Raw genomic sequence first — 15,226 nt, 5'->3', positions numbered from 1 at the left:
ATAATGATACTATTACAATGAACAATTTTATATTAGATCCGTCTTTTCACGATAACTAAAATAATCGGAATGTGAGACGATTAGATGGTCCAATAAGACCAGACCCATTAACTCACAGGCTTCTTTTACAAGTTTCGTAACATGGTCATCATTGGGGCTAGGAACTACTGCACCTGATGGATGATTATGAACCAGAATCACAGATGTTGCCATGTGCTTTAGGGCATAGTGGAGAATTTCTCTCGGTTCAGCAATGCTTCTAGTAGCTGACCCAATAAAAATAGTCTGCTGATGAATAATTTGATTTTGAGTATTCAGATAGAGCGCCACTAGGTGCTCTTGTTTTTTATCTCCAAGTTCATCTTGCATCTTTTTAGCTAACTTTCGACTACTAAGGATACTCTCCATTTCCACTGTTTCGCGTTTATGTATGCGATAGCCCAGCTCTATCACAGCTTGTAGTTCAATCGCCTTAACACGTCCAATACCTGATAAAGTCTGCAATTCCTGTAGGCTCATTTTTTTTAAATCTGTTAGGCAAGTTAGCTTATTTAAAATCTTCTGTGCTATTTCAAAGACATTAGCCTGTTTTGTTCCTGTTCTTAGCAAAATAGCTAGTAATTCTTGATTGCTGAGAGCCTCTACTCCTTCCCTAACAAGTCTTTCTCTTGGTAAAAGCGAATCTTCTTGAAATGAAATACTATACATAAAAATCCTCCTCACTTAATTATTCGTGAGAAGGATCCTTAATTCGATAAAAACTAGTTATTTTTAGATTTTTTCAAGTGCAAGACGCAAATCTTCAATCAAATCGTCGACATTTTCAAGACCGATTGAAAGACGGATTTGATTTTTAGTTACTCCTGCTGCTTCTAAATCTAAATTAAAAACTTTGCATGGATCGTTGTAGCTGAACGGACTACCAATGATTTTATATCTGCAATATTGGTAGTTTGAGAAGATTCATTTATGTTCCTTGTATTGCCAAATGAACTGGGTTTCAAATATAAATTTGTTACATCTTGACATAAGAAATGGTTATGGAGCTTTTTATTAATTTGATAATTAGAATTGTGCAACTTTTCTAAGATAGTTCAAAATAATTGTTTTCGACTTTTTACTCCTTTATAATAGAGTTATTGAATGATAAAGGAGAGTAGAATGTCAGAAATTACACATGAAATTGATTCAAACTTCGCTGGTCGTTTAAATATTTTACGTGCTGGTGTGCTCGGAGCTAATGATGGAATTATTTCTATAGCTGGTGTTGTTATCGGAGTTGCCAGTGCTACTAATAATATCTTGATTATCTTCCTCTCGGGATTGGCTGCTATTCTTGCTGGCGCCTTTTCTATGGCTGGAGGTGAATATGTTTCAGTATCTACTCAAAAAGACACTGAAGAAGCCGCTGTAGCTCGTGAGCAATTACTTTTGGATAAGGATATCGAGGCTGCAAAGAAATCTCTCTATGCTGCTTATCTACAAAATGGTGAATGTGAAACTTCAGCTCAATTATTAGTTAACAAAGCTTTTTTGAAAGATCCACTAAAAGCTTTAGTTGAGGAAAAATACGGAATCGAGTATGAAGAGTTTACCAATCCTTGGCATGCTGTAGCATCTAGCTTCGTCGCTTTTGTACTTGGTAGCCTGCCTCCTGTGCTTTCGATAACCATCTTTCCAAGTGACTATCGAATCCCTGCTACTGTTATCATTGTAGCAATTTCACTTCTAGTCACTGGATATACAAGTGCCAAACTTGGAAAAGCACCAACCAAAACAGCTATGATTCGTAACCTTTGCATCGGCCTTTTGACCATGGGTGTTACTTATCTATTTGGACAATTGTTTAGCATTTAAAACATAAAAATACCTCGAAAAAATCGAGGTATTTTTTATTATAGCTGGATAATCTTGCGATAACTTCTTGAAGTAATTATAAAGATTAGTACATAGACTAAAGCAAAGACGCCACAGATAGAAAGTGTTACGGTTAACATCATGGCTGTATCGATAACCCCAATAACCTTGAGAATCAAACTTAACATGTGATAAGCAAAGGTCAAATGTAGAAAGGCGAAGATTACAGGGAGGAAGAAGACAGTCAAGACTTGCTTGTTAATGGTTTGCTTGATTTGTTTTTGGTCTAAGCCAACTTTTTGCAGGATAACAAAGCGTTCACGGTCTTCATAACCTTCTGAGATTTGTTTATAGTAGATAACCAGTACAGTACCTATCATAAAGATGATAGAGAGGAAAATACCGATAAAGAGGACTCCGCCAAAGAGAGCGTTCGCTTGGCTAATTGCATCACTTGCAGTATCTCCACCGTATACCATACCGTCTTCGCTCTTGAGATTATGACTAAAGTTGATCACATACCGATTAAAATCGTCAGCTAGTTTTATCTGCTCCTCTTGACTGGCGGTTACATCCATACCACCGTAGAACTGAGTATAGACAGCAGAATCCTGGTATTTGTCCAAAAAACTCTGTAAATTTGGAACAACAAGGTAGTTATAATCCGAAATCAAGAGAGCATACTGGTTTGAAACATGATTGATGATAAAATCTTGTTGGATTTCTTCCTTGATACGGTACTCTTGTTTGTTAAGACTAAATGCTTTCTGACCTTTTAGTTGGTCATTTTTAACCCAAAGACCTACTTCGTTATCCGTTAAATGAAGCTTTTGTCCAGTCATTTTTTCATAGTCTTTTTGGTCAAAAACTAGGAAGACAGTCTTGGGCATAACACTATTTTGCCCTTTTTCAAAGATGGTTAATTTGGTCCCATCTTGACTCGAAAGACCAAAACTAGCATAGCTAAGAACGTCTTTGTTGCTAATCGTTAAGTTCTTTTCGCTGGCATATTGAGTCAAAAGCTTGTCTAAATCCTCAACTTCTACATTTTTTCCCTTAACATCAAAATCGTGAGGATACATGAGTTTTTTCATGTTTTCAGAACCGTTGTAGATGCTGGTTGCTGCAGACATAGTAACTAAAACCATGGTTGAAAGGATGGCAATGGTTGCTAAACCTACAGCATTTTTCTTCATACGAAAGATGAGGTTAGATACAGAGATGAGGTTATTGGGTTTATAGTAATATCTTTTGTTTTTCTTGAGTAACTGTAAGAAAACTGTAATACCCGCATTGAATAAAAGATAGGTCGCAACTATTACCAACATGACGGCAATAAAGAAAGTAAGGCTTGCTGAAATTGGGTCTTTTACGCTTTGTGCTAGATAGTAGCCACTACCTAGTGCAATTAGCCCTACAAGTGTTTGAAGAACTAGGAAACGCCCCTTGTTTTCACCTTTTGTTTTCTCACGAGAGAGTTGGAGTGCATCCATACGGATGATATGTAGGGCATTTAGGGACACAAGGACTAAAAAGATAAGACCAAATACAATAAGGATTGAAAGAACTACGGACCATTGGAAGGTTGCGGCTAGCTCTACCTTCATCTTTGCAAGTTTAAGCAATAATGCAAAGATGAGATTGTCAAAGAGGGCACCAATCCCAATACCAGCAGTGACTGTTACTAAACCAAATATCAAGAGTTCCTTAAAGGTCATACCAATCAAATGGCGTTTTTCTAAGCCCAACATGCCATATACACCCAGTTCTTTGGAACGGTTTTTCATGACAAAACTGTTGGCATAAAGCACAATAATGGCAGATGCAAGTGTCACAACGACAAGCCCTAGTTGTAAGGTAAATTGAATGGCAGACGCACCACGCAAATCCACAATTTTAGGATTAAAGGCTAGGGAATAAAAGAGATAGCTAATAGTGACTGCCAAAATGACAGACAGAGCAAAAGGATAATAGAGTTTGCGGTTTTTGATTAAGTTGGAGATAGCCAACTTATTGGTTAATCGAAACATACTAGTTCACCTCACTTGCCATAACAGTCAAGGTATCAGAGATTTCTTGGAACATCTGACGATCAGTCTTTTCACCACGGTAGATTTGATTGTAAAGAATGCCGTCCTTGATGAAAAGGACACGTTTTGCACGGCTAGCAGCTGCCGTTGAATGGGTAACCATGAGAATGGTCTGTCCTTGCTCATTGATCTGATCAAAGATATCAAGGAGGGCTGCAGATGACTTAGAATCTAGAGCTCCTGTCGGTTCGTCAGCAAGGAGAATTTCTGGTTCTGTGATGATGGCGCGTGCAACTGCTACACGTTGTTTTTGTCCACCAGAAATTTCATAAGGGTACTTCTCCTGCAATTGATTGATACCAAGATTTTCAGCCGTAACTACCAATTTTTTCATCATTTCTGTAATAGGCTTTCTAGACAATACCAAAGGGAGTAAGATATTGTCTTTGACAGAAAGCGTATCTAACAAATTAAAGTCTTGGAAGACAAAGCCTAACTTTTCACGACGGAAGCTTGAGGCTTCAGAATTTTTAATGGTCGCTGTGTCAGTTCCATTTAGAAAGACTTGACCACGAGTTGGTTTATCAAGCATGGCAAGAATATTGAGTAGCGTTGACTTCCCAGAACCAGATTCACCCATAATGGCAACATAGTCACCCTTTTCTACAGTAAAGTGAATATCTTTTAGAGCTTCTACTTGGTTGCCTTGGAAACGAGTTTTATAAATTTTTTGAACGTGTTTTACATCTAGTAGTGTCATGATAATCTCCTTTTTAATATCCCATTAATTGAAACTGAGCCTGCATCATTTGAATGCCGAGCTCAACTCGCTCGATATCCTTTGGACTCGGTTTACTTGCTTGTTTCTTTTGTAAAATATTTTTCATAGTTTTGCTCCTTTATCTTTATGATATAATTGTACTCTAAAAAAAGAGTTGGTTCCATAACATAACCTTACATTTGGAGCTTTAATCTTACATTTTTGTAAGATTGGATTATTTTTTTGAAATGAACTACTATTAGTTTACCATAAATTTTCAAGCAAAAGAAAAACCCCTGTAATTACAAGGGTTTAAAACTTTAATTAAATAGAAAAGGTGATTACCAAAACCAACCTTTGTCATCATCGATTGGTTCAGCTTCTTTCATTTTGCGAGGGCCAGTTCCGTACATATCAGCTTCGATATCTTCCTTGGTAGGTAAGATATAGTCTAGGATGATGTAGATGATGATTCCGAGTCCAAAATTTGCTACAGTGAAGATTGCAAATAGAAAACGAACTAGGGTTACATCAAAATTAAACTTATCTGATAAGCCTGCCAAAACTCCTGACACCATACGATTTCGCCTCATTTTATAAAATTTTGTATTCATGATTTGTACCTCTTTCGGTATTATTGATATGAGTATAACATGAACCAAAACAGCTTGCATCAGTCCTTAGTCGGATTTTGTAGGATAAGTCTACCATGACAAAGACCGCATCGATAGCGTCTCGTGTCGATTCGGCGTTTTCGCTGATAGGTCTGACTACACGCTTGACAAATATAGACTAGAGTTGGTTTTTGACTAGCATTCGGTAAAGGAGGTACAAAGCGAAGCCCATCTACTTCTTTTAACAGTTCCTTAAAGGCTAAATCCTTATGTTTATAACCCTTGCCCTCATAGTATAGATGGTAATGACATAGTTCGTGACGGACAATTTTTCGGAAAACATCCAAACCAAGTTCTTGATAAACCTTAGGATTAAAATCCAAATGACCATCCTGAGGAAAAAATCGTCCACCTGTCGACCGCAGACGAGTATTCCATTGAGCTTGATGTTTGAAAGGTTTCCCAAAGTCTTCTAAAGAGACTAGCCTAACGTAATCAGTTAGATTCATTAGATTCATCGGGTGCAAGGAGCGACAGATTTACTTTTTCGCGTTGGACATCAATCTTCTTCACCCAAACGGTTACCAAATCACCAACTGAAACTACTTGACTCGGATGCTTGATGAATTTCTTGCTCATGTGAGAGATATGAATCAGACCATCCTCGTGAATACCAATGTCAACAAAGGCACCGAAGTCAACGACGTTCCGAACCACTCCCTCAAGTTTTTGTCCAACTTTTAAATCCTTGATATCCAAAACATCCTGACGAAGGACTGGAGCATCAAAAGAATCACGGAAATCACGACCGGGTTTTAGAAGGTCTGCAATAATATCTTTGAGGGTTTCTTGACCGAGGTCTAATTCTTGAGCCATTTCCTTGATTGAAATAGATTTGAGTTTAGATTGTGCTTCTTCATTTAGGTCTTTAATGTCCAAACGTTTGAAGAGTTCCTTGACTGCTGCATAGTTTTCTGGGTGAACACCTGTATTGTCAAGGATATTGCTACTTTCAGGGATACGGAGGAAACCTGCAGCCTGTTCAAAGGCTTTTGCTCCTAAACGAGGGACTTTCTTGATTTGGGCGCGTGAAGTGATTTTGCCTTCTTCTTCACGATACTTCACGATATTTTCAGAGATTGTCTTGTTGAGCCCAGCTACGTGCGAAAGTAAGGCTGGACTAGCTGTATTGACATTGACACCAACTTGGTTAACGACTGTATCTACGACAAAGTCCAGACTTTCAGATAGTTTCTTCTGACTTACATCATGCTGATATTGACCGACACCGATGGATTTGGGATCAATTTTAACCAACTCAGCAAGTGGATCTTGCAAGCGACGAGCAATAGAAATAGCAGAGCGTTTCTCAACGGTTAGATCAGGAAACTCTTGACGTGCAAGTTCACTAGCTGAATAGACAGATGCGCCACTTTCACTAACAATGACATAGCTGACTTCTGGAAAATCCTTAAGAACTTCAGCGACGAAAGCTTCGCTCTCACGGCTGGCGGTTCCATTTCCGATAGCAATAATTTCAACACCGTATTGGCCAATCAAATCAGCCAAATCACGCTTAGCTTCTTCAATCTGACGAGCTGAAGCTGGTTTGACTGGATAAATGACTTGCGTTGTTAGCATCTTCCCAGTCGCATCAACGACTGCAAGCTTGGCACCTGTACGAAAGGCAGGGTCAAATCCAAGGACCACGCGCCCTTTAAGAGGAGCAACAAGGAGAAGATTGCGAAGGTTTTCTGAGAAGAGTTGGATAGCTCCTTCTTCTGCCTTTTCTGTTAGTTCAGTGCGAATACGGCGCTCAATAGCTGGCAAGACTTTTTTCTTAACAGATTGCTGAATAACCTCGTCAATATAAGCATTCTTAACTTTAAAACGAACATTAAAGAAAGATAGAATACGATCAGTCGCATGCTCAAAGCCAATTTTCAAAATGCCTAGCTTCTCACCACGATTAAGGGCAAGCGTACGGTAACCTTGCATGTTTGCAACTGTCTCTGAGAAATCGTAATAAATCTGAAAGACTTGTTTTTCATCAAGACTCTCATCTTTGACTTGAGAAGTAATCTTAGAGTGTCTAAGTACCTCTTGATAGGTCATTGAACGTAAATGAACATCCTCGGATAGTGCTTCAACCAAGATGTCTACAGCTCCAGCCAAAGCTTCTTGAGGAGTTTCGAAACCTTCACAGACAAATGCTTCTGCTTCTTTTTCTAGGTTAGAAACATTTTGTAAAATTAAACGAGCAAGTGGAAAAAGTCCAGCCTCACGCGCAATCGTTGCTTTGGTCCTACGTTTCTCCTTATAGGGAAGATAGAGTTCTTCTACATCTGCGAGTTTTTCTGCTGATAGAATTGCTTCTTCTAACTCCTTAGTTAGCTTGCCTTGCTCTTTGATTTTTGCTAAGACGGCTTCCTTACGATCATTTAGAGCAGTTAAACTCTTATCGAGGTCGATAATAGCTTTAATGGCTACCTCATCTAGACTTCCGGTCATATCTTTCCGATAACGGGCGATAAATGGGATAGTTGCTCCTTCTGCTGTCAAAGACAAGACAGTATCAATCTGCTTTAAAGTTACACCCAAATCTTGGGAAATTTTTTCATATTTTTTATCCATGAAACTATTATACCATAAGCAGGAAAGCTTGTTTTCATTAATTTGTTGCTTTCATTCAACTTTATAAAGAGAAGAGCCATGTTTGTTTTAAATTTCAACCATTTCCCAGAAATAATAGTATAATAGAGATAACACAAAGAATCGAGGTATGCCGTATGGCTGTTAAATTTACAAAAACTGATGACTTAGATAAGATGTTCGAAGAATTCGCTAAACTTCCTGATTTGAAACAAGTAACATTTCCAGACGACAAAAAAAAGAAAGATAAGGCAGAAAAGAAAAAATAGATGACACTCTTTCAAAACCTGCCTTCAAGTGTTTTACAAGCTGGTGCTATCTTTCTATCAATCATTATTGAAGCTCTACCCTTCGTTCTAATCGGTAGCGTCATCTCTGGTGCCATTGAAGTCTATGTGACTCCTGAAAAAGTATATAGATTTCTCCCTAAAAATCGCTTGGGGAGGATCTTTTTTGGTACGTTTATTGGATTTCTCTTTCCTTCTTGTGAATGTGGAATTGTTCCGATCATCAATCGTTTTTTAGAAAAGAAGGTTCCAAGCTATACAGCTGTTCCCTTTCTAGTAACAGCTCCTATCATCAATCCCATCGTACTCTTTGCAACCTATTCAGCCTTTGGGAATTCATTTAGAATGGTCTTACTACGAGCTTTGGGTTCGATTCTTGTCGCTACTATATTGGGTATTTTCCTTGGATTTTTCTGGGAAGAACCTATTCAGAAGGAAAATAGGCTGGCTTGTCATGAGCATGATTTTTCTCACTTGAGTAAAGGTCAAAAAATTCTTCAGGTCTTTATCCAAGCTATCGATGAATTCTTTGATATGGGACGTTATTTGGTTTTCGGTTGTCTGTTTGCTAGCATAGTCCAGGTTTATGTACCAACTCGTATCCTGACATCAATTAGTGCAACACCACTGCTGGCTATCGTTCTCTTGATGGTCTTATCTTTCTTACTATCGCTTTGTAGTGAAGCCGATGCTTTTATCGGATCTTCTCTTCTATCAAGTTTTGGCTTTGCTCCAGTGCTTGCCTTTCTGGTTATAGGTCCCATGCTTGATGTCAAGAACCTCCTCATGATGAAGAATTATCTTAAAACTCGATTTATTTGGCAATTCATGACGATTGTAACTCTTGTTGTTCTTGTCTATTCTTATCTAGTCGGGGTGATTCTATGATACGTTTTTTTATCATATTTGGCTATTTTATCTTAACCCTTTATCTGCACCTATCAGGTAAGCTCAATCAGTATCTAAATCTCCACTATTCTTATCTGGCTTATATCACTATGGTTTTATCTTTGCTACTAGCCATCGTTCAAGCCTATATTTGCTTCAAGCGTTTGAAAGAACATAGTCACTTACATAGTATTTCAGCCAAGCTTGCTAGTTTTGTCCTCTTAAGTTTGCCTTTGTTAGTTGGATTTACATTTCCAACTGTCACTCTGGATTCACAAACAGTATCGGCAAAAGGATATTATTTCCCTTTGTCGGAAGGAACTGACAAGGCAATCCAAGCAAGTGAAGGAACGAACAGTCAGTATCTTAAGCCGGATACCAGTCGCTTTTATTCACAAACAGCTCATGAAAATATTATTCGGAAGAGTGCTGATAAATACTTATCTCAATCTAATATTGTTATCACCGATGAGAATTACTTGGAAGTCATGGAGGCTATCTATGATTATCCAAATGAATTTGAAGGCAAGGAAATCGAGTTTATTGGGTTTGTCTACAACGATCCCAGTCACAGCGATAGTCAATTTGTCTTTCGCTTTGGTATTATGCACTGTATCGCTGATTCAGGAGTTTTTGGCCTCTTAACCACAGGAAATACCAATCATTATGAGAATAACACCTGGGTGAGAGTCAAAGGCAAGATTAGCAATCGGTATCACAAGGAACTCAACCAAATCCTCCCAACCCTCGAAGTCCAGTCTTTCATCAAGGTCGACAAACCAGAGAATCCTTATGTTTATAAAGAATTTTAAAAAAGTAGCCTAATTGGGCTGCTTTTTCTTGTAAAATTAAATTACTTTTCATCTAAAAATCTCAAATACTGTTTTATAATTTACACAATAATACCGAGCATTTCTTTTATGTAGTATAGAAATCAATCGACAAATCACTATCAGACTCGTATTTTTTCCATGCTAGGCTAAAGCCATAATAGTCTTCAAATTCAGTATGCCAGTCATAATAAAGTGGGATACGGCTAAATTTTCTTGCAACTACTTCATCTTCGAATTCTGGAGACTCTCCTGCAGTAATTCCAAATTGAAGGCCATTCAGTTCCCAGGTATTCCCCCAAACATTTTCGTCTGATAGAACGTCAATCCAGCGAGAGGCGTCAATATCAAAATCTGCACATAATTCAAGTTCTAACAATTTTCTGTAGTTTACCTTGGCAGGCTTTATATAAAAGGCTCCATCAACCTGATACTTTTTATCTTGTACTTGAATTTGTGTGATTTTCATCGGAATTGGAATTCTATTTAACTCCAACCAAAAATAGCCTAGAGGAGTTTTGATTGCATGGTAAATTTGTTTAGACTCTATTTTTACTTTTTTCGAGCAAGCATTTAGAACTCTTCCATGCTCAAGTATATTTTTACAAACTATTTTTGAAGTCTCGGGATCAAAAATAGAATACCTACGGATGACCCTTTTTAACTTTTCAACGGGATAAGTGATATCTCTTGGGTAAGCATGATATTTCTGGACTACCAGAGCTATTTTTTCAATATTTTCCTTTCCAGTTGGTACAATCACACCATGCCCAATATGAATACTTGGATCATCACAGATATAAGTATATCCATTTCCACCTTCTTAAAACTCAACGACAACGAGATTCAACTCCTGATTAGGATCGAAAAGTGGTTCAACTTTTTCACTGGTCTGGCCCTCATAAAAAGTGTAACAATCCGAATCATCATCTTCACCAAAGACCATAAAACTACCACAATTTGGGCATTTCCACATATAGAAAGAAGCCTCTGAAACGTCTTCATAGGAAATTTTATTATGGTCGTCAGCTTTATTTATGATTTCTTCAAACAACTCATCCGAATAAACTGAATAAGCATTTGGATCGGGCGCTCGGTGGTCATTCATAGCTTGCCCACATTTACATGTCCATTTACCCATAAAAAACCTCAGTCGCGGCCTAATTCTTCAAGGAAAAATTGATTGAGAGCTTCCCAGTCTTTCTTCTCCTCGGTAACACTTTGGATGTAATCATCTATCTCTTGTATATTTTTGGTGATGTAGTCCTGGATGGGCTCTATCGGTTCAATTTCCATACCTTCAGGTCCATTTACCTTGATATCAAGCAATCTAGATACATGCTCTTTCATTTTATCAGGAAGCAATTCTTTCACTAAATCATCAAACAAAATTGGTGGAACAGAATGATATTTTTCTATCCAACGACAGGCTAAAATGGGACGCAGAGCATAGAAGTACTTTTTAGGTTTGACCTTGTCTCCTGAAAGATACTTATTCATTTGAGTTCTAGCAGTATTCAGGTAATGGTGGAGCGTCTTTTTCTCGGAAAAATACTGACTAACAAGCGGAAGGATACGGTCAATAAAGCCTTCGTCTTGCTGGTAAACGATTGGTGACTGTAACCACTCAAAGAGAGTTGGATTTGACTTATAAAGCAACTTTAAAGCCTTGTCCAAATCCCAGCCACTCACATCCCAGGTATCGTCAATTGGTAGTTCGATGACATCGCGATGATCGTTCAAACTAAGATAAAAATCTTGCTTATGCTTGTAAATGAAACGCACATCAAAGTCACTATCCGGAGACTCAAAGCCCCAAGCGCGACTGCCAGACTCAATTGCCCACAATACGGTAACATCATTAGTACGTTCAATTTCCGCTAGTTTTTCAGGTACCAGAATATTCATTTCTTCTTGTGTTTGCATCATGCTTCTCTTTCTATATTCAAGCTACTTCTTCGGCGCGATTATTGATTAAATCAATTGTTTGGACAATATTCCTCAATATTGGTATTTGATGTTGAAAAAGTACTTGTACGGATCCATAAGATTTAAACGGTTCTTGTGTCAGCATCGACTTATCCATATACCCATTTTCAACGACATAATCGACAATTAATTTCACAAAAGAAATTTGCTTAGCATTAAGGCTTTCATCTGACAAGAACTTAGAAAACACTTGATTAGCGGCCTCTCTATTCAAACCAATAATCTCCCGCACCAATCTAGGAATAGCCTTGTTTTCATAGTGCTGCTGATAGTCAGATCTACTTCCTAATTTTTCCCATAATAGAGTTTCTAATGCTAATAAATCTTGTGCAGTCAACTTCTTGTTATGGTACAATTTAGAAATTGCTTCTTCATCCAAATGAGCTTTCAAATAATGCTCAACTTTTTCGTTATAGGATCGAAGATCATTTACCTGCAAATAAGGAGTGGTTTCATATACAGTAGAAAGAATTCGGTCTTCAAAATTGACATAATATACCTTTCGGTTCGTTTTATCTAAAAATTGCAATAAATCTCTTAGAGACAGGCGTATTTTTTCAAGTTCAGACAAGCTTACTTCCTCCCAAAATTCAGGTTCTTGTACTTTCCTGATAATTTCTGCCTGTGCAAAGACCTGAGGGATATTGCCAACAGAAGCAAGGGCCTGAGCAGTTTTCAAAACTTGAGATATATGAGTCCTTGATGGCTTAGAGGTCAATTGTCCGACTTGAATTTCTAACATCCATAAATCAAAGCGTCGAGCCATTTCATTTTCATTATCTTCATCAAACATGAGAGGGGAGATATGACTATGAAGTTGCTCGCATGAAATCGTTGTAAGATTTTGCCAATTTTCTAATTTCTTATAGGTATAAACCGTATCTAAGACCATACGAACCCTAAAGTCTAACTCATTTAAATCCTCTACATGCCTATGAAGTTCTGAGACCAGTTGCTGACGATACTCTCTTGCAAATGGATCCTCTTGATAGTGAAGGTCCTGCAGTTCACGAATCAAGTCCACCTTGATATTAAACAAACGCTGTGTTAATGGAACAATATGTCTTCCACTACCTTCTCTCGGATCTGCTTTGAAATATTCAAAGTTGTCACCATAATCAAATACCAAGAAATTTTCCTTATCTTGATCAGGTCCAAACAAATCTTTACAGAGACGGGTTCCACGACCAATCATCTGCCAAAATTTTGTTTTTGAGCGAACTTTCTTGAAAAAGACTAAATTGACAACCTCTGGGACATCAATACCTGTATCAAGCATATCAACTGAAATTGCAATTTGAGGATATTTCTCCTTAATTTTAAAATCATCAATCAAGGTTTGATAATGTTTAATACTGTAATCAATCACCTGAGCATAGTCGCTCCCCTTTTCAGGATAACGTTTATTGAAAATCTTTCTAATATATTCTGCATGGTCATGATTCTTGGCAAAGATAATCGTTTTTCCAATCTCATCCCCTGAAGCTGTTTGAATTCCTCTCGTCATTAGTTCATCTAGAACAATCTCAACTGTAGCTTTATTAAAAATAAAGGAATTAAAAGCTCCAGCATCAATGTCTTTTTCTAGAATATCATCTTCAAATTGGCTATCAAAATATTCTTTATCTTCTTGGGATAGTTCATCATAATGAAGGCCGTCTGTAGGTAATTCTAATTTGGTTTCAATCGAATGATAGGAAACCAGGTAGCCATCCTCAACAGCCTTCTCAAGATCATAAGCATAGGTAGGAACACCATTTTCCAAGTTGAAAAATCCATAAGTGTTTTTATCAAGGTCTTGACGAGGTGTGGCCGTTAAGCCTACGATTCTAGCATCAAAATAATCAAAAATGGCCTTGTACTTTTGATAAATAGAGCGGTGAGACTCATCAATAATAATAAGATCAAAGTGGCCAACAGTGAAAGGACGTTGAATGACTTCTTCCTGATCACTAATTGCTCCGATCATGGTCGGATAAGTAGAAAATACCATTCGACTTGATCTTGCCCCGGCTTTATCCTCTAAAAAGTTACAAACTGTAAGATCTGGAAGCAATTTCCTAAATGAATCATAGGCCTGTTTTACAAGAGATGTTCGGTCAGCTAGAAAGAGAACATTTTTGACCCAATTGTGACGTGATAGGATATCAACAAGAGAGACTGCTGTTCGAGTTTTCCCAGAACCAGTTGCCATTACCAAAAGAGCTTGTCTTCGATTGTTAGAAAAAGCCTCACAAACACTTGCAATCGCATGTTTCTGATAATATCGTCCAGAAATATCGTCTCTGATTTTACTAGAAATATCCTCAAGTGTTTTTTGCAAATGTCGTCTGTCCATCAATAATTGCAATTCTTCTTGAGAATAGAATCCTGCGACCTGGCGACGATTTACACCATCAAGAATATAGTGCTTGAGACCATTTGTAATAAAACAAATCGGTTGGTAACCTATCTTTTCCTCTAGCGCTTCAGCATATTCCCTGACTTGTATCTCACCGACTTCTGGATTAACTGAAGCTTTTTTAGCTTCAATAATTGCTAAAATCTTTCCATTTTTGCCATAAAGGGTATAATCACAATAACCTGTTCCTGAACCGTGTTTCAGTCCATTAATAGCAACTTCTACCCGACAATTTTCTTCAAATGTCCAACCTGCTAAACGTAAATCAATGTCAATAAAGAGTTTTCTTGTCTCAGCCTCAGATAACTGATCGATGTGGAAAGGAACCTCTTGCCGTTGTGCAGCAGTTTCACGTTTTTCTGTATAATTCTCTTGAACTTCCAAGGGCTGTACAGCCATTTGTTCATGAAAGTCAGGCATAACAGGTAAACTGTCTTGCAGTTCCACCATGGCTTGTGGTGTTTCTCTTTTCTTGACATTCTCTGAACTTGGCAATAACTTCTCGTCAAAATAACGTTCCACAAATTCATTGCTATAGCAGTAATCAATAAAGTTTACGAACTGGTACAAATGATGTAAGGCTAAAATCGCTTCGCGTTCCTTAATCTCCCCACCATGAGCAGCATGATTGCCCCAACGTATCAAGAGAACCATCTGACTATGAAGCTCTGGATCTACGATTTCTCTAAAGTCATCATCCCAAACTAATGAAGACAAGGTAGCACGATAAGGGGCTTCCAAATAAGAATCATGGCTATAAATCCAATGAACAGCCTGCTCCAAGGCACGACGAGCCATGAATGCTGTCGCTACTGTGGATGTCCCAATCATATTTTCAGCTTCTATACAGGGCCTTGAAAAAGATTCATACTCCTTGTTATTTAAAAGAAAATCAAAATTTCCCATTTTTCTCTCACT

Annotated in this window: 12 protein-coding genes and 2 pseudogenes; 4 read left to right on the top strand and 10 right to left on the bottom strand. The window is 37.8% G+C overall.

Annotated features, from left to right (window positions below):
- Positions 1-27 precede the first annotated feature (27 nt).
- Together radC and HMPREF3237_RS09085 are read right to left on the bottom strand one after the other, a co-directional pair.
- Positions 28-708, bottom strand: a complete 681-nt coding sequence (radC, locus tag HMPREF3237_RS04535; RefSeq protein ID WP_070888992.1) for a RadC family protein — start codon at positions 706-708, stop codon at positions 28-30.
- A 63-nt stretch (positions 709-771) separates the two neighbouring features.
- Positions 772-959: pseudogene (locus tag HMPREF3237_RS09085) on the bottom strand (PLP-dependent transferase); the annotation flags it as partial.
- 202 nt (positions 960-1,161) lie between these two features.
- Here HMPREF3237_RS09085 and HMPREF3237_RS04530 point away from each other — a divergent pair.
- Positions 1,162-1,857 carry a VIT1/CCC1 transporter family protein gene (locus HMPREF3237_RS04530; protein ID WP_070888991.1) on the top strand — a complete coding sequence of 232 codons (696 nt, stop codon included), beginning with the start codon at positions 1,162-1,164 and terminating at the stop codon, positions 1,855-1,857.
- A gap of 38 nt (positions 1,858-1,895) precedes the next feature.
- Here HMPREF3237_RS04530 and HMPREF3237_RS04525 read toward each other — a convergent pair whose 3' ends face one another.
- The 5 genes from HMPREF3237_RS04525 to HMPREF3237_RS04505 all read right to left on the bottom strand — a co-directional run bounded on the left by HMPREF3237_RS04525 (position 1,896) and on the right by HMPREF3237_RS04505 (position 7,895).
- On the bottom strand, positions 1,896-3,887 hold the full coding sequence (locus HMPREF3237_RS04525) for an ABC transporter permease (protein WP_070888990.1): 1,992 nt from the start codon (positions 3,885-3,887) through the stop codon (positions 1,896-1,898).
- Position 3,888: 1 nt separating this feature from the next.
- On the bottom strand, positions 3,889-4,647 hold the full coding sequence (locus HMPREF3237_RS04520; RefSeq protein WP_006152604.1) for an ABC transporter ATP-binding protein: 759 nt from the start codon (positions 4,645-4,647) through the stop codon (positions 3,889-3,891).
- 341 nt (positions 4,648-4,988) lie between these two features.
- The gene (locus tag HMPREF3237_RS04515; protein ID WP_025168673.1) at positions 4,989-5,261 is read right to left on the bottom strand and encodes a PspC domain-containing protein; all 273 of its coding nucleotides are present in this window, start codon (positions 5,259-5,261) and stop codon (positions 4,989-4,991) included.
- Between the two features lie 59 nt (positions 5,262-5,320).
- Positions 5,321-5,770 (bottom strand): SprT family protein, encoded by a 450-nt coding sequence (locus HMPREF3237_RS04510; protein WP_070888989.1) that lies wholly within the window; start codon positions 5,768-5,770, stop codon positions 5,321-5,323.
- On the bottom strand, positions 5,757-7,895 hold the full coding sequence (locus tag HMPREF3237_RS04505; RefSeq protein WP_070888988.1) for a Tex family protein: 2,139 nt from the start codon (positions 7,893-7,895) through the stop codon (positions 5,757-5,759). Before HMPREF3237_RS04505 ends, HMPREF3237_RS04510 begins: the two co-directional genes overlap by 14 nt.
- Before the next feature lie 155 nt (positions 7,896-8,050).
- Between HMPREF3237_RS04505 and HMPREF3237_RS09080 the strand changes: the two genes are divergently transcribed.
- Genes HMPREF3237_RS09080 through HMPREF3237_RS04490 form a run of 3 tightly spaced genes read left to right on the top strand, consistent with a single transcriptional unit; the run spans position 8,051 to position 9,900 of the window.
- Complete coding sequence (locus HMPREF3237_RS09080; protein WP_049495059.1) at positions 8,051-8,182, top strand: SPJ_0845 family protein; 132 nt, start codon at positions 8,051-8,053, stop codon at positions 8,180-8,182.
- Positions 8,183-9,088 carry a permease gene (locus HMPREF3237_RS04495; protein WP_070888987.1) on the top strand — a complete coding sequence of 302 codons (906 nt, stop codon included), beginning with the start codon at positions 8,183-8,185 and terminating at the stop codon, positions 9,086-9,088. It begins immediately after the preceding gene.
- A complete protein-coding gene (locus HMPREF3237_RS04490; protein ID WP_070888986.1) occupies positions 9,085-9,900 on the top strand; it encodes a TIGR03943 family putative permease subunit in 816 nt (271 codons plus the stop codon). The genes HMPREF3237_RS04495 and HMPREF3237_RS04490 overlap by 4 nt, the downstream gene beginning before the upstream one ends.
- A 106-nt stretch (positions 9,901-10,006) precedes the next feature.
- Here HMPREF3237_RS04490 and HMPREF3237_RS04485 read toward each other — a convergent pair.
- From HMPREF3237_RS04485 to HMPREF3237_RS04475, 3 genes and pseudogenes are all read right to left on the bottom strand, one after another.
- Positions 10,007-11,059, bottom strand: a pseudogene (locus HMPREF3237_RS04485) (hypothetical protein).
- A gap of 8 nt (positions 11,060-11,067) precedes the next feature.
- Positions 11,068-11,844: a nucleotidyltransferase domain-containing protein gene (locus tag HMPREF3237_RS04480; RefSeq protein WP_070888985.1), complete on the bottom strand. Its 777-nt coding sequence runs from the start codon at positions 11,842-11,844 to the stop codon at positions 11,068-11,070.
- 19 nt (positions 11,845-11,863) lie between these two features.
- Complete coding sequence (locus HMPREF3237_RS04475; RefSeq protein WP_070888984.1) at positions 11,864-15,214, bottom strand: DEAD/DEAH box helicase family protein; 3,351 nt, start codon at positions 15,212-15,214, stop codon at positions 11,864-11,866.
- Positions 15,215-15,226: the final 12 nt, after the last annotated feature.

The sequence above is a fragment of the Streptococcus sp. HMSC34B10 genome (assembly GCF_001839505.1).
GTDB lineage: Bacteria > Bacillota > Bacilli > Lactobacillales > Streptococcaceae > Streptococcus > Streptococcus peroris.
This window is presented reverse-complemented; position numbering and strand designations above follow the sequence as displayed.

Excerpts from the sequence above, each read along its gene's own strand:
- HMPREF3237_RS04505 (WP_070888988.1), bottom strand. The coding sequence starts at position 7,895 with ATGGATAAAAAATATGAAAAAATTTCCCAAGATTTGGGTGTAACTTTA.
- radC (WP_070888992.1), bottom strand. The coding sequence starts at position 708 with ATGTATAGTATTTCATTTCAAGAAGATTCGCTTTTACCAAGAGAAAGA.
- HMPREF3237_RS04475 (WP_070888984.1), bottom strand. The coding sequence starts at position 15,214 with ATGGGAAATTTTGATTTTCTTTTAAATAACAAGGAGTATGAATCTTTT.
- HMPREF3237_RS04530 (WP_070888991.1), top strand. The coding sequence starts at position 1,162 with ATGTCAGAAATTACACATGAAATTGATTCAAACTTCGCTGGTCGTTTA.
- HMPREF3237_RS04495 (WP_070888987.1), top strand. The coding sequence starts at position 8,183 with ATGACACTCTTTCAAAACCTGCCTTCAAGTGTTTTACAAGCTGGTGCT.
- HMPREF3237_RS04480 (WP_070888985.1), bottom strand. The coding sequence starts at position 11,844 with ATGCAAACACAAGAAGAAATGAATATTCTGGTACCTGAAAAACTAGCG.
- HMPREF3237_RS04525 (WP_070888990.1), bottom strand. The coding sequence starts at position 3,887 with ATGTTTCGATTAACCAATAAGTTGGCTATCTCCAACTTAATCAAAAAC.
- HMPREF3237_RS09080 (WP_049495059.1), top strand. The coding sequence starts at position 8,051 with ATGGCTGTTAAATTTACAAAAACTGATGACTTAGATAAGATGTTCGAA.
- HMPREF3237_RS04490 (WP_070888986.1), top strand. The coding sequence starts at position 9,085 with ATGATACGTTTTTTTATCATATTTGGCTATTTTATCTTAACCCTTTAT.
- HMPREF3237_RS04515 (WP_025168673.1), bottom strand. The coding sequence starts at position 5,261 with ATGAATACAAAATTTTATAAAATGAGGCGAAATCGTATGGTGTCAGGA.
- HMPREF3237_RS04520 (WP_006152604.1), bottom strand. The coding sequence starts at position 4,647 with ATGACACTACTAGATGTAAAACACGTTCAAAAAATTTATAAAACTCGT.
- HMPREF3237_RS04510 (WP_070888989.1), bottom strand. The coding sequence starts at position 5,770 with ATGAATCTAACTGATTACGTTAGGCTAGTCTCTTTAGAAGACTTTGGG.